General features: G+C 53.3%; 13 protein-coding genes. 5 read left to right on the forward strand and 8 right to left on the reverse strand.

Features of this window, described 5'->3' with window-relative positions; genetic code table 11:
• Positions 1-43 precede the first annotated feature (43 nt).
• The gene (locus B156_RS32300) at positions 44-1,336 is read left to right on the forward strand and encodes a putative Ig domain-containing protein (protein WP_425423318.1); all 1,293 of its coding nucleotides are present in this window, start codon (positions 44-46) and stop codon (positions 1,334-1,336) included.
• A gap of 414 nt (positions 1,337-1,750) precedes the next feature.
• On the opposite strand, the gene B156_RS0124675 is transcribed toward B156_RS32300, so the two are convergent.
• The 6 genes from B156_RS0124675 to B156_RS0124700 form a co-directional block, all read right to left on the reverse strand.
• Positions 1,751-2,002, reverse strand: coding sequence for a hypothetical protein (locus tag B156_RS0124675; RefSeq protein ID WP_018622471.1), 252 nt, complete (start codon positions 2,000-2,002; stop codon positions 1,751-1,753).
• A gap of 133 nt (positions 2,003-2,135) precedes the next feature.
• On the reverse strand, positions 2,136-2,861 hold the full coding sequence (locus B156_RS0124680) for a 3-keto-disaccharide hydrolase (RefSeq protein ID WP_026261036.1): 726 nt from the start codon (positions 2,859-2,861) through the stop codon (positions 2,136-2,138).
• 86 nt (positions 2,862-2,947) lie between these two features.
• Positions 2,948-3,718 (reverse strand): hypothetical protein, encoded by a 771-nt coding sequence (locus B156_RS0124685; RefSeq protein ID WP_157627174.1) that lies wholly within the window; start codon positions 3,716-3,718, stop codon positions 2,948-2,950.
• A gap of 2 nt (positions 3,719-3,720) precedes the next feature.
• Positions 3,721-4,896, reverse strand: a complete 1,176-nt coding sequence (gene mnmA / locus B156_RS0124690; protein ID WP_018622474.1) for a tRNA 2-thiouridine(34) synthase MnmA — start codon at positions 4,894-4,896, stop codon at positions 3,721-3,723.
• A gap of 189 nt (positions 4,897-5,085) precedes the next feature.
• On the reverse strand, positions 5,086-7,737 hold the full coding sequence (locus B156_RS0124695; protein ID WP_018622475.1) for an ABC transporter permease: 2,652 nt from the start codon (positions 7,735-7,737) through the stop codon (positions 5,086-5,088).
• A gap of 2 nt (positions 7,738-7,739) precedes the next feature.
• The gene (locus B156_RS0124700; RefSeq protein WP_018622476.1) at positions 7,740-8,078 is read right to left on the reverse strand and encodes a PadR family transcriptional regulator; all 339 of its coding nucleotides are present in this window, start codon (positions 8,076-8,078) and stop codon (positions 7,740-7,742) included.
• A gap of 467 nt (positions 8,079-8,545) precedes the next feature.
• On the opposite strand from B156_RS0124700, the gene B156_RS0124705 reads away from it, so the two are divergent.
• Both B156_RS0124705 and B156_RS0124710 read left to right on the forward strand, forming a co-directional pair.
• The gene (locus tag B156_RS0124705) at positions 8,546-9,064 is read left to right on the forward strand and encodes a hypothetical protein (RefSeq protein WP_018622477.1); all 519 of its coding nucleotides are present in this window, start codon (positions 8,546-8,548) and stop codon (positions 9,062-9,064) included.
• A 39-nt stretch (positions 9,065-9,103) separates the two neighbouring features.
• Complete coding sequence (locus B156_RS0124710; protein ID WP_018622478.1) at positions 9,104-9,409, forward strand: hypothetical protein; 306 nt, start codon at positions 9,104-9,106, stop codon at positions 9,407-9,409.
• 211 nt (positions 9,410-9,620) lie between these two features.
• Here B156_RS0124710 and meaB read toward each other — a convergent pair whose 3' ends face one another.
• Positions 9,621-10,625: a methylmalonyl Co-A mutase-associated GTPase MeaB gene (meaB, locus tag B156_RS0124715; protein ID WP_018622479.1), complete on the reverse strand. Its 1,005-nt coding sequence runs from the start codon at positions 10,623-10,625 to the stop codon at positions 9,621-9,623.
• Positions 10,626-10,951: 326 nt separating this feature from the next.
• Here meaB and B156_RS0124720 point away from each other — a divergent pair, with 326 nt between their 5' ends.
• The gene (locus B156_RS0124720) at positions 10,952-11,701 is read left to right on the forward strand and encodes a hypothetical protein (protein WP_018622480.1); all 750 of its coding nucleotides are present in this window, start codon (positions 10,952-10,954) and stop codon (positions 11,699-11,701) included.
• 109 nt (positions 11,702-11,810) lie between these two features.
• Positions 11,811-13,277 carry a pyridoxal phosphate-dependent decarboxylase family protein gene (locus B156_RS0124725; protein ID WP_040586341.1) on the forward strand — a complete coding sequence of 489 codons (1,467 nt, stop codon included), beginning with the start codon at positions 11,811-11,813 and terminating at the stop codon, positions 13,275-13,277.
• On the opposite strand, the gene B156_RS0124730 is transcribed toward B156_RS0124725, so the two are convergent.
• Entirely contained in the window at positions 13,252-13,929 is a 678-nt protein-coding gene (locus B156_RS0124730) for a 2-C-methyl-D-erythritol 4-phosphate cytidylyltransferase (protein ID WP_018622482.1), read from the reverse strand. The two genes, B156_RS0124725 and B156_RS0124730, sit on opposite strands and share 26 nt — an antisense overlap.
• Positions 13,930-13,971 lie beyond the last annotated feature (42 nt).

Genomic DNA, 13,971 nt, shown 5'->3' on the forward strand with positions numbered 1-13,971 from the left:
CCCGACCAGTTTGCGGCTTTCGGCCCGTGGTCTGCCGCCAGGGTTGAGTTTTGCGGGTAGTACCCTGAGTGGTACGCCCTCCACCACGGTGGGTTCGCCGTTCTCCATCACCATCACGGCCACCGANCCGGGGAGTCTGAGCGTGAGCACGTTGCTACAACTCACGGTGCAGCCTGATGGAANTACCCCGCCCCCGCCGACGAGTGCGTTCAGCATCACGGGGGTGACCACCATCAGTTGCACGCCGGTAGCCAACCGCATCAGTCTGAGTTTTAACCCGCGCTATGNGGGCGTGAATGGGCAGCCTATCGCCTTCCAGGTGGTCAACGANAGCATACCTACNACCGATCCGGGNCCCTACAGTTTGACGCTGTACCGGGATAACCCGGTCATCACCCTGCGGGCATCGCAAACGGGTTCCAATGGCCCGGTGACGTTTGCCTACAACTGGCTGGCNGCCTGTTCCAATCTGGGGCAGGAGAACACGGCTCCCCGGTTGAACGAGCCGGTGGCCTCGCAAACGGCGGTAGTGGGTCAGACTTATAATCTGAACTTAGTCAACACNTTCATCGACCAGGAGACCCCCGACCAGATCACGCTGTGGGCGAGTGGTTTACCGGCGGGCCTGNCCCTATCGGGCAAGCAGATTACGGGCAGCGTCTCGAGNACGGTGGGTTCACCCTATTCGGTCACGCTGACGGCGACGGACGGGGGCGGCTTGCGCACCAGCACGAGCTTCATGCTGACGGTGGAACCGGCTCCGGTAACCCCGCCACCGCCCACGAGTAGCTTCAGCATTACAGGGGTAACCACGGTGAGTTGTCAGGTGCTCCCGGCNGGNCAGCGCNGACTAACGTTCAGTCCNCAGTACGNGGGNCTGGANGGCAGTCCGGTNAGNTTCTCGGTGGTCAACGAGCTGCTGCCCACCACCAATCCAGGGCCGTACAGTCTGACGCTCTACACGGACAATCCGGTCATTAGGCTTCAGGCAAGGCAAAGTGGTGTATCGAGCAGTTTCAGCTACGGGTGGCTGGCGGCCTGCAATCCGGGCGCACGGCTGGGCGTCAGTCCCGAAGTACCGCTGAAGGTAGTGGTGCTGGGCAACCCGGTGGTGGGTGAAACGGTGGCCGTGGAGGTACGGGGCGCCGAGGGTCAATCGCTGCGCCTGCAACTGAGGGACGAACGGGGTCACCTGGTGAGTGAAGAGTCAGTTGGAAAGGCCGGGGAAGTGGAGCGGCAGACGCTCCACCTGGGCCAGGTTCCAGCGGGCGTGCTGCTGCTACGGGTCAGTACGTCCACCCAAAGCCAAACGGTTAAGCTTCTCAAAGCGGAGTAGTCCTTATCTTCGACAGACTGGTTCACCAAAGAAGCCGCGTTCCTGCCAGGGAGCGCGGCTTCTTTGGTGATTCGGAGGTTTTTCTGAACGGTGGTTGGGTAGGAGGGAGGGAGCCGCAAAAAGGCCCTTCTGCGTTCAGAAAACCATGTAGTTTAATGGTTCACGATTTTAGCGCGAGTTGAGACTTTTCTGAACTCTTATGACTGGATGAAACACAACATCCTGGATTTGTTACCTTTTACAAGGCATTTATCTAAAGGCGACCTTGTAGAGTGTCCGGCAAAAGGTAGTGAGTCCACTCAGCGATGACACAGTTCAGCGAGCAGTTCCAGCCATAAAGAAATAAGAAGAAGCCATCAGACAGGCGGCTTACATGTCGTATCGAATTAAGCCGCAAAAAAAACGGATTACGGCCTAAATCTCACTGTTGGGTGGTGTGTTGGGCAACCTGTCACCCGCTAATATAGCCGCTTCGTGCAATAATTCGGTGGCTACCAACTCGTCTGTTATCGTTTCTATCCGCTCATCCAGTTCCGTCAGCGCATCGTTATCAACCAGGGTTTTAGCGTTCATACCCAGCAACAGTCGCCCTACATAAAGCAGGTTGAGCGAGAAGCGCAGTTCGGGCAGTACGCGGCTGTGGCGGGTTTGGGGTTCGGGTTGCATTCGGTTTGCGGTTTACTGTTTCTGGTTCGCGGTTGCGCGGATTGATTTTATAGCAATGGGCTGGTTTGATAGACTACACTACTGTAACGACGAACCGCCGTAAACGGAAGACCGAATACCATAAACCAACCAGCTACAACGCTTTTATTTTTAGATTTCGGAAGTAAATGGGTGCTCCCGCGTGCTTGCCCTGTAAGCCGATGTAACCTTTGATGGGAAGGTCGGCAGGTGGTTTGTTAAGCCATTCGGGCACCGTTGAGCCATCGGGGTTCGTTTTTGCCGAGGTAAACTGATCCAGATTGATGGTGTTTATAAGCTGATTGTTCAGCACGACGTAAATCATCTTCCCCTGACTGGTAATGGTGTACCGATTCCACTCGTCGGGCTTCTTCACGATTCCCTGTTTGGTTGGAGCCTGATGGCCGAAAAAGGCTCCGCACTGCCAGTTCTTCGGGGATTCGGCCCACTGTTTGGCGTAGTCGTCGGCAATTTGAATCTCTACCGAGTTCGGTATCCAGTTGGCCGTATCACTCGCGTGAATAACCACCCCACTGTTTGTCCCTTCGGCCGTTTTGAAAAACAAATCCAGCACAAAATCTTCGTACGGCATGGCTGTCCAGATGGTTTTATCGGCCGTGGCGGTTATTACGCCACCATCATCCATACTCCAGACCCCAGCCGGGAAATGAGCATTGGACAGATCACTCGCGAAAAGAGGATTCCAGCCCGGACCACTGGGGTTTGGATGCCCTTTGGGTGCTGTACTACCAGAGGGTGCCGCACCGGACGGTACTGTTTGAGCCAAAAGTTGACTACTGATAAAAATAGAAAGGCAAAGAGAGAGGACGTATTTTTTCATGCAGGTTTTGTTGGAATAGTCTGTAAATAAAAGATTTTACCGCTACGGACCTAACAGATAACGTGAAAAAGTGAGCTTTTGCTACCTCACCGAAACAGGGTACGTTTTACTTTTTGCCAGAGTGAAGGCGGCTGAACAATACAAATGCCCCCTCCGGTGAGGTCTCGCCGAGCCGAAACGTGACTGAGAACAATGTCACTCAGCGAAACAGAGGTAGTGGTTGGCGTAACCTCAAATGCCGCTTCCCCACGGCGACCATCTTTTGTAATTACCAGCAGAGTTAGTCGGGTAGCCAGCGTTTGGGTTGGAACAGATAAGCTAAAGGTCCCCATGTTGTCCGTTTGGGTATAGTGTAGTTTACCCGGCAGACCCCTGATGAGTACATGAGCCATTGAAACAGACGAAACAGTACCGACCGAATCCATACTCACCACTTTGCCCGAAACAATCCATTCTGTGTCGGCAGGGCTAGCGTTGTGAAGGGGTAGTCTGTCAACCTCGAAACGGACACGTTCTGCCGGTTCCTGTACTAATACAGACGCAGTTTGTTTTTGCTGCGCCTGTACCGTCTGCCAGCTAAAGAAACTCATAAACAGCATGCCAACCCATCGATACCAGGTCGGAGCGATATCCGGCTTAGGCGTGGCCAATGGTCGATTAAGTTGATCGTTGCGAAACCATCCACAACTTGCTTCGGGAACTTTGCGGAGCCGCTTTACCAATTCCTGGTCAGAAAAAGCGGTATAGTCGATTACCGTTTTCCGGCAACTATCGCAAAACCGGCCCTTCTCTGCCGGTTGCATATCGTCCCAGCGTTCATGACAGGCCTTTGGTATATGAACGGTCAAACTCCTCATGGTTAGCGAACTACGTGTACGCCATCAGCCGATACTTGCTCCCTCTGCCACGTATCCGACTGGCGGAAACTTTTCATAATCCAGCCACCGCCAATCACATCATCGCCCTCGTAAAAAACGGCGGCCTGTCCGGGTGCAATGGCCGATACCCCTTCCTCGAACAACACCTCGATTCTGTCGTCGGCAACCTGCGAAATCGTGGCCCGGGTGCCGGGGTCTTTATACCGTACTTTGGTAACCGTTTCCAGTGGCCCGGTGATGTGCGGTCCGTCGATACGGTCGTATTTTTGCAGGTTCAGTTTGCTGACCACCATGCCATCGCGATACAAATCTTTGTCTACGCCCAGCACTACTTCGTTTGTGTCTTTACGAATCTCGGTTACGAACATGGGTTGCCCGAACGCCATCCCCAGCCCTTTGCGCTGGCCGATGGTGTAAAACGGATAGCCCTGATGCTGGCCCATTACTTTACCGGTGCCTTCCATAATGAAATTACCCCCGGCTACCTCGGCTTCCAGCGTTGGCAGTCGTCGTTTCAGGAAACCCCGATAATCATTGTCGGGCACGAAACAGATTTCGTACGACTCGGACTTAGTGACCAGTTCCATAAAGCCGCGCTCTGTAGCCATGTCGCGGATGTCGGATTTGCGTAGATGCCCCAGGGGTAATTTTGTACGGCTTAAACTCGCCTGCGACACGCCCCAGAGTACATACGACTGGTCTTTCAGCGTATCGACCCCTTTCGAGAGAACGTACCGGCTATCCTCTTTCCTGATATGGGCGTAGTGACCCGTAGCGATGGATTCGCAATCCAGCCGGTCGGCCCGACGCAGGAGGGCATCCCATTTGATGTGCGTATTGCACATAACGCAGGGGTTGGGCGTGCGCCCTTCTACGTACTCCCCCGTGAAGTAGTCGATAACAGAATCGCCAAACTCTTCGCGGATATCCAGAATATAGTGCGGGAAGCCGAGGTTAACGGCTATGTTTCGGGCATCATTGATGCTGTCGAGGGAACAGCAGCCCGTTTCTTTTTTGGTCCCGCCCGATGAGGCATAGTCCCAGGTTTTCATGGTCATGCCAATGACCTCGTACCCTTCTTCGTGCAGCATCACCGCTGCCAGCGAAGAATCGATGCCGCCACTCATGGCGACCAGAATGCGTCCGTGTTTGCTCATATCTGCCGGGGTTCAAAGCCCCGCGATTTAATTAGTGGGCAAATTTACCCAATAATCAGCCAACAACCAGGTGGGGGAATTTGGTTTCCTGTTGCCCGTATCGTACCTACCAATGGTTCAGTTCAGCCAGAAGGGCAGACGACTAGTTTAAGTAGTGACCCGGTAAACCAATCTGCCACGCTCATTTTATCATTCATTCCGCAAACTCTTCACCGGATTCATCAGGGCGGCTTTTACACTCTGAAAACTTACCGTCAGCAGGGCAATGGCAACAACGCCCAAACCCGCCACGGCAAATACCCACCACGAAATGGTAATCTTGTAAGCAAAATCCTGAAGCCACTTATTCATGGCCCACCAGGCCAGGGGAGAAGCAATCAGAATAGCCAGCAAAATCAGTTTCAGGAAGTCTTTCGAGAGTAATGTTATAATGCTGGATACCGATGCGCCCAGCACTTTTCGCACCCCAATTTCTTTCGTGCGTTGTTCCGCCGTAAAGACGGCCAGACCGAACAAGCCCAAACAGGCGATAAAAAGCGCAAAAGCCGTAAACAGGCTGAATAAAGTAGCTAACCGGGCTTCTGATTTATACAGGTTGTTGAACGTGTCATCAAGGAAAAAATAGTCAAATGGCTTTTCGGCTCCCAATGTTCCGTATTCTTTCTCAATACGGGCAACGGTTTGTCGAATGTCAGCACCGGGTTCAATACGGATGTACAGACTGCCGCCCTGGGTAGCCATGATGCTGGCCGTGTCTTTGGCTACGAACAGAGCCAGCGGGTCGTTTGAGTCGTTGATGTTGGTGAAGTAAAAGTTTTTCATCACTCCCACAACTTCCGTTTTCCAAGCGCCAAAAGATAGATTCTGGCCCAGCGGATTGCCATTAAATCCTAATTTTCGCACGGCTGTTTCATTAACGACCACCGTGTTCGGAGCCGCAAGCCGCGTTGGGGTTGGTTTAATTTTCCAGGGGATTTCGAGCGTCTCAGCAAATTGATCGTCCACGGACAAAACATGAATGCTAACGTCTTTTTTCGTTACCGGCGATTGTGTGAAGTAAATGCTGCCTCCTTCCTTGTAGAGTGCCAGCGATGCGGCTGCCACTCGTTCCACACCCGGTATTTGCCGCAAATTGTGCTTGAAGCTGTTGTATTGCTGAGTCAGCGATGCCGCCAGCGGTACTACTAACACACGGTCTTTGTAAAGGCCTAATTGACGATTCTGTAAATGTTGCACCTGTTGGTAAATCAATATACTGCATCCAATCAGGCCAACGGATACGGCGAACTGTAATACGATGAAACCCTGCCTGATTGTGATGCCGCCCTTACCCGGAATTAATACGCCTTGCAGAACCCGGACGGGAGTAAAGGATGACAGCAGCAAGGCCGGGTAACTCCCCGAAATTAAAACACAACCCACGAATAAAGCCAGAGCAACTAACCCGGACCTGAGGCTGTACACGAATGACGAGTCAATGTCGAGTTGCATCAATTGATAAAAGAAAGGTTGTAGTCCCAAAACCAATACGATAGCCAACCCAAAGGCTACACCCGTTACAAGAACCGATTCGCCGTAAAACTGCCCCGCCAGAGACCGGCGGGCTGCCCCAATTACTTTGCGGATGCCTACTTCGCGGGCACGCTGCGTAGCTCGCGAGGTGGTCAGACTCATGTAGTTGATGAGTGCCAGTAACAACGTAAATGCCGCGATAATACTAAAAATAGTCAGATAACGGGCGTTGGCCGTATCGCCGAAGTTAGTGCCCAGATGGACGCTGGTAAGTGGGTCAAACCGGTAGATGGTCCCTTCTCCTTTTGCCCCCGATGCTGTTATCAGTGCGGGCAGGGTACGAAGGATGTTGGCGGTGTCTGCTGGCGAACGCAGCCGGAAAAACGTTTGGTAAGCTCCCCCCTGAATATACTGGCTGTTTAGCGATACGTCGTCATCGTTGATAAAGCCCTCCCGAAGACGTTCTACTGCCGGGTCGCTTTTGAGAGAGGCAACAAAGTCGAACTGAATGGTGGAGTTCGACGGTGGATTTTTCAGTATCCCCGTTACTTCAAAACGGAGTTTGTTATTGAACGTAATGGTTTTCCCGATGGGGTCTTCCCGACCAAAGTACCGCTTTGCTGTGCGCTCGGTCAGCAGCACCGTCAATGGTCGGGTCAGGGCTGTTTTGGCCGAGCCTGTTAGGAGGGGAAAGGAAAAGACGGTAAGAAATGACGGGTCGGCCATAATGAACTTGTCTTCAAAAAACAGGCGTTCAGGGGTGGTTTTGATAACGACCCGACTGCGGGGGGTACCAATACGTACTACGTTGAGTACGCCTGCATTGGCTTCCTGAATTGCCGGACCAAACCGAGCCGACATCCGGTCTGACTGCATGGTCTGTTCACCAAAATGAAACAGGGAGTGGACCCGGAAAAGCTGTTCGGGGTGGGTGTGAAAACGGTCGTAGGTTCGCTCATGAACCACGAACAGCAGAATCATCAGGCTGGCGGCAATACCAATTCCCAGCCCGCCAATGTTGAGGAGGCTATACAGGCGATTGCGTAACAACTGGCGGAAAGCTATTTTGAGGTAGTTGCGTAGCATGTCAGGACTCAGAAAAAAGGGAGAAGAATAGGCTAACGGTAGTTTTGGTTTGGCCAATGGCCGCAGGAGTTTGAGGGCACTCAGGCAGTATCGCCAGTTGGCCCGCCGTTCGCCGACCGTTTCCAGCCAGTGAGCGTATAGTTCGAGCAGGTCGCCCTGTACTTCCTCCTGCGTATCGGGGTGGCCCCACCAGCGGAGGAGGGTCTGTACCCATTGGGGCGGGGTTCGTTGGTTCGTGTCCATAGTCAGCCTCCCATGAGTTGTAGTGTTTGAGGAGGTAGTGCGCTCCATAACTCTTCACGCACCTGTTTCACTTCCTGCAAGGCTCTCCGGCCAGCCGACGTGATGGTGAAAAAACGTTTTCTACGGCCGCCCCGCTCGGCTGTTGCCCCGCCCATTGCCGATATCAGATACCCTTTTTCGGCCAGTCGCTGTAACGTTGTATGCACGGTACTAAAGCCGACGGCGCGCCCCGTTTTCTGCTCGATTTCCTGTGTGACAGAGACGCCATAAGCGGCATCGCTGAGGATGGCTACCGTGAGCAAAACCACTTCCTCAAATTCTCCCAAAAACGCCCGTCTCATCGCTGGATTATTTTATACGATAATGTCGAACAAATGCAGTGCCAACTAAGGTAATGGCCCCTGGTTGGATGGGAAAGCGGTTTTATTGACGACGAGGTGCCGGAGTTGTCCGAAACTGGACAGTAAATGTCCGCTTTGGGGACACGAAAAAAATGGAAATGGATGAGCTTTATTAAAAAAAGCGGACCGATAGAATCAGTCCGCTTTTCGCAAGAAGCTTTATCCAATAAATACTACTTACTAACCCAATCAACCAGTGCACAAAGGAAGATGCACTGGCTTTATAGTCTACATTAGACTTTAAAGTAAATAAAAATTACCCAAAAATTACCATAAACCAATTTAAAAATAAATATTAACGTATCAAAAAAATATTTTCGGTATCTTATTGGGGTAGGCTCGGTTCATTACAGCTCAAACTTTTTGTTGCACACACAGTTATTTTACAAAGCAACAGACCTAACAACATGAAAGACGACGAACAGGAGGGTGTAGAAAAAGAGGACGCCCAGATAACGGGCCGGACAGATGGTCCTTATGGTTCCGATGATACGGACGTTGACCGCCCGGCCGAAGATAATAAGCACCGGTACGAGCAGGAAAACTCCGCCAATGGAACGGATAGCCTGCAGATTCGTGGTGGACAGGATGGCCGGAACATCCGCGGCATCGGCAGCACCGACATGGACAGTGAAGAAGGTCTGCTTCGTCGGGGAGATATGGCTAATAGCACGATGGAGGTTACGGAAGAAGGTATGAATAGTGCCGTTGCCGACTCCGCAAAAACGGACACGGCCATGGTATCCGTAACAACGCACGGCCCTGACGATTACGCATCGGCCGATAAAGTGCCGGTTCCTAAAGCCCAGGAAGCCGCTAAAGAACAGAATGATTCAGCAGAGGAAGGATCGGAAAAGACTGAAGAGGAACGCGATGAGGAAATCGCCGAAACCGGTACGGACCTGAACAACAAACCTTCGTATTAATAGTTAATCAATTCACTAAACACTTAAACACATAACGTTATGAGCGTAAGTAGCAATTCCCGCAAAGAAAGCACTGAGTCCAATGCGGCTCAGCAGATGCATAATACGATGGGTATTCACCCCGCCCTGGGCCAGTTAAATGACCAAACCCTGGTTAATGATTTGCCATCCAATGTAGCCGACAGTAACGATACGGATGTACCAGGCGATGTGGTTGAGGCAGAAGCAGAAGCCGCCGTTGGAGACGATGAAGGGGCTGTAGCTGACACAGACGCGAGTGTCAGCGATGAGAGCGTACCGGCAACCCGTGCCAACGAACCCGTTCGTACGCTGGGCAATGCCTGAGTTTTAGCGAAATATCTACGCTGAGAGGCTGTCCGGATTTTGTGGAGGTGCTGACACACCTGCAAAATCCGGACAGCCTCTTTTTATTGGTTTATCAGCCGGTTCAGAGCGTAGCAAATGAGGAGGTTCAGTAATTTTCTGCCCGTTATTGGCTGAAAAAAGAAAGGATCAGTACGCGTAACCGGAGCATAACGCAGAAAAAAGTAGCCCACTATTGGCGGGTCGTTGCCGGGCCGAACAACTGGTCAACGGCGGGTGCGGGCAGGAGTGTTCCGGCCAGCACCTGTTCATCAAGAGTCGCCAACTGGTTGTATATACCTGGCTGGGCGTAAAACTGGCTTTCGAGTCGCTGCTGCACCAATGCCCTGAACCAGGTCAACTGCTGCTGCTGCCGCCGGTAATTTCGGTAGCCGTTCTGGGTCGTTAGCTGCTGATGTTCCTCAATGAGTTGCCAGACCTCCATTATGCCAATGGGTTGCCCGTTGGTACCGGGCAGTGCCGAACACGTCAGCACGGGCGTAAACCAGCCCGTTCCGGCAGGTGGAAACAGGTGGAGTGCATTCTGGTACTCCATCCGGGCGCGGTTGGCAGTAGCCAGATTATCGCCATCGGCTTTGGTAATAACCAGCGCGTCGGCCAGCTCCATAATGCCCCGTTTCATCCCCTGCAATTCATCCCCGGCACCGGCCAGCATCAGTAGCAGAAAGAAATCGACCATGCCATGCACCACCGTCTCCGACTGCCCGACACCCACCGTTTCTACCAGAATAATGTCGAATCCGGCGGCTTCGCAGAGGAGAATCGACTCGCGGGTACGCTGCGCCACCCCCCCCAGCGAATCGCCCGCGGGCGAGGGACGAATGTAGGCGTCAGGATTCATGGAGAGCGTGTCCATCCTGGTTTTGTCGCCCAGCAAGCTGCCCCCCGACCGCTGGCTGGTCGGGTCAATGGTCAGCACCGCCAGCCGGTGGCCCCGTTGCGTCAGGTACGTGCCGAACGCTTCGATGAACGTACTTTTTCCCACCCCCGGCACGCCGGTAATACCGATTCGGACGGATTGCCCCGTTTTGGGTAAGACCGCGTTCAGCACCTGCCTGGCAATCGCCTGATCGTCGGCCCGGCGACTTTCCACCAGCGTAATGGCCTGACTGAGCAGCAGTCGGTCGCCGGTAAGGATACCGTTGGCGTAGGCGTGGGCAGGGAGACGTGGGCGCATTCCGTATAAAATTGGGTCAGGTAGCAGGAGACAAAGTAACATCGGCAGCCTGATGGTTTGTATTCTGGCTGCTAAACTAATTTTTTAACGATAGCCGTACAACCTCCCCGTTTATCATACTGGGTAATAGCCAGACAAAACTGGCAATCAGGCTCACTCACAGATGAAGTTCGCCTGCTTCACCTATTGGTTATTCAGGCAGGAAAACCACGGGTGGGGCGATGGGCAAAAATCAGTAAAATTACGCATATGAAAAGAGGGGAAATGCGCTGTTTCAGTTGATTAGCAGGTATTTACTTTGCATAAATAATTAGCTTCTAAGCCTTATGAAACGTATTATGTATGGGCTGATGCTATCGGGTATCAGCTTGCTACCTGCCTGCCGGTCAACAGCCTTGTTGACGGCCACCTTCGAAGCCGATGCCCTTGGCGCTTTGCCCAGTAAAGTGCTACCCGGTCCGCCCACGGGCGATTCAGTATCGTACAATGCCGCAATCCATCCCCGGCTTCGGGTACAGCCATCTACGGTTTCGCCCGGTCAAAAAGCCCTGGTGCTCTCACAGGCGACGCTGGGTAGCGATGCCACAGCGCATAACCAATGGCTTTTATTTAAGGGTATTCGATCTGATTACACCCAAACTAACTGGTATTACTGGACGGCTACCCTGGGGTCAGTAGGCGGGAATATGGTGATCGATGTCAACGGAATTCAGTCGCTCTGGGTGACCCGACTTAAAATCAATACGGCAGGCCGGATTTCTCTGGTGCAGGATCCAGGAAGTGTGAACGGGGATTTAGCGCTGGGCACGCTGAATCGACAAAGGCCCCACAGTGTCATTATTACCCTAAATGCCCTGGCCCGTACCTTCAATCTGCTGATTTTGGGTACGAATGAGGGAACAGGACGGGTTGAACGATTAAATATACCGGTTTTGGCGGGCACTGACCTGGATCGGGACTTCGATTTTCAGCGGCATTCTATTGCCTTCGAGTACGCTGTAGATGACAGCTCACCTAACCCTGCGGCAACGTACGGGATTGAAAGTGTAAATATTAACCGTCGGCAACCGGACTAACGGGCAGGGCTAATCGAATTCCGTTTTGCAGGCATAAAACCGACTATTGTCCGGAGTTTTGACCTATTTTGCCTGGCTAAACGGAATTTTTACCTACTGCTCAACACGTATGAACCCGCTCTTGACGGAAGCCTATTCGGCTGATGCCTTTCGCCAGCAGGGCCACGCCCTGATTGATCTACTGGCCGACCATCTGGCTACTGCCCAAACGGGTACCGGGTCGGTACTGAACTACCAGTTGCCGGACCAGCAACTGGCCTACTGGCAGGCTGATTTTGCCCAGCCGACCAGTGCCGATCCGATTCCTTTGCTGGCTACCATACTACAGCGGTCCATTCACCTGCATCATCCGCAGTGCATGGGCCACCAGGTTAGTCCGCCCTTGCCTCTGGCGGCACTAACCGGCCTGATGACAGGTATGCTCAACCAGGGAATGGCCGTTTACGAGATGGGCATGACCGCCAACGCACTGGAGCGTATCGTGACCCAGTGGCTAGCCCAGCAACTGGCCCTGGGCGATACCGCGGGCGGACTGCTCACCTCCGGCGGAACGCTGGCCAACCTGACGGCCCTGCTCACCGCCCGCGCCGTTCTGGCTCGGGCCGACGTCTGGGAAGAGGGCACGACCAGTCAGCTGGCTATTATGGTATCTGAAGAAGCGCATTACTGCGTGGACCGGGCGGCCCGGATCATGGGGCTGGGCACGGAGGGTATCATCAAGATTCCGACCAATGACCGTTTCCAGATGCGGACCGGTTTGTTGGAAACGCATTACGAATGGGCCAGGAAAAAAGGCCTGGTTGTTTTTGCCGTTGTGGGCAGTTGCTGCTCAACATCGACGGGTTCTTACGATGACCTGACCGCCATTGCCGACTTTTGCGAAAAACACACGCTCTGGTTCCACGCCGATGGTGCCCACGGTGCCGTAGCGGCTCTGTCTGACACCTACCGGCATCTGGTCCGGGGTATCGAGCGGGCCGATTCGGTGGTGGTCGACTTTCATAAAATGATGCTGACACCGGCACTAGTGACGGCGGTGCTCTATCGGCGCGACGTTGATTCGTACCGGACCTTCCAGCAGAAAGCGCAGTACTTATGGGCCGATGCCGAAGCAAAAGACTGGTTCAACTCCGGCAAACGGGCGTTCGAGTGTACTAAACTCATGATGAGTGCGAACGTGTATACTCTCCTGCGTACGTACGGCCTCCAGCTTTTCACGGCCAACGTCGAAACGTTGTATGGGCTAGCCGAAAATCTGGTAGCACAGCTACGTGGCCGCCCGGATTTCTGCTTAGCTGTTGAACCGGAGGCTAATATCGTTTGCTTCCGGTATGTAGGAACGGAAGTGGATGAGCAGCAACTGGATAGGTTAAACGCACAGATAAGAGCACGACTGGTGGCAGACGGATCGTTTTACATTGTGCAGACTACCATACGGGGACGGGTGTACCTGCGGGTTTCACTCATGAATCCACTCACCACCCCGGAACACCTTACCCGCCTGCTGGATGAACTGGTGCGTTGTGCCAGGGCCGAACGAACCGGACTGGTTACCGCAGATCATCCGGCGTCGTAATCTTGATGTTCTCGTAGTCACCCTCGATGAGTGTAATCGGGAAACCGGCGTACTCCATCACACTGGCACAATCGGTAAAAAATGGCTGCTCCTCTACCTGAAAAGCCTGGCGGAAGTCGTTGAGCGCAAACGTTTGGGGGGTTTGTACCAGACGGTACTGACTACGGTCCACCGCCTGACTGACACCATTAGGGCCAATAACCCGCACCGAATCCTTCACCGGTACGCAGGTTACGGCTGATCCCGTCCGGGCGGCCACGTCAAAACCAGTCCGTATAATGGCTGGCGTTACGAAAGGCCGCACACCATCGTGTACAGCTACGATACTGGCGGCAGCCTGAATAGCCTGTAAGCCATTACGCACCGACTGGAAGCGCGTAGCACCCCCATCGACAAGCTGAATGGGTGGATGGAACGCGTGCTGTTCACAAAGAACAGACCAGGTGAACTGTTCGGCAGCAGGAAGGACCAGAATAAGTTGCTGAGCGGGCAAAACAGCCAGAAACTGTTCGATGGTATGCTGAAGAATGGGTTTATCCTTAAGCAGCAGAAATTGCTTCGGTACGCTGGATTGCATCCGGCTGCCGCTTCCCCCCGCCACAATGATGGCAAATAGTTGGTCCGTCGGTCCGTCGGCTAGTGAATCAGTCATAAAAAAAGAGGAGCTGTAAAGCCCCTCAAAAGTACTAATCAA

The sequence above is a fragment of the Spirosoma luteum DSM 19990 genome, assembly GCF_000374065.1.
In the GTDB taxonomy this organism is placed as follows: domain Bacteria; phylum Bacteroidota; class Bacteroidia; order Cytophagales; family Spirosomataceae; genus Spirosoma; species Spirosoma luteum.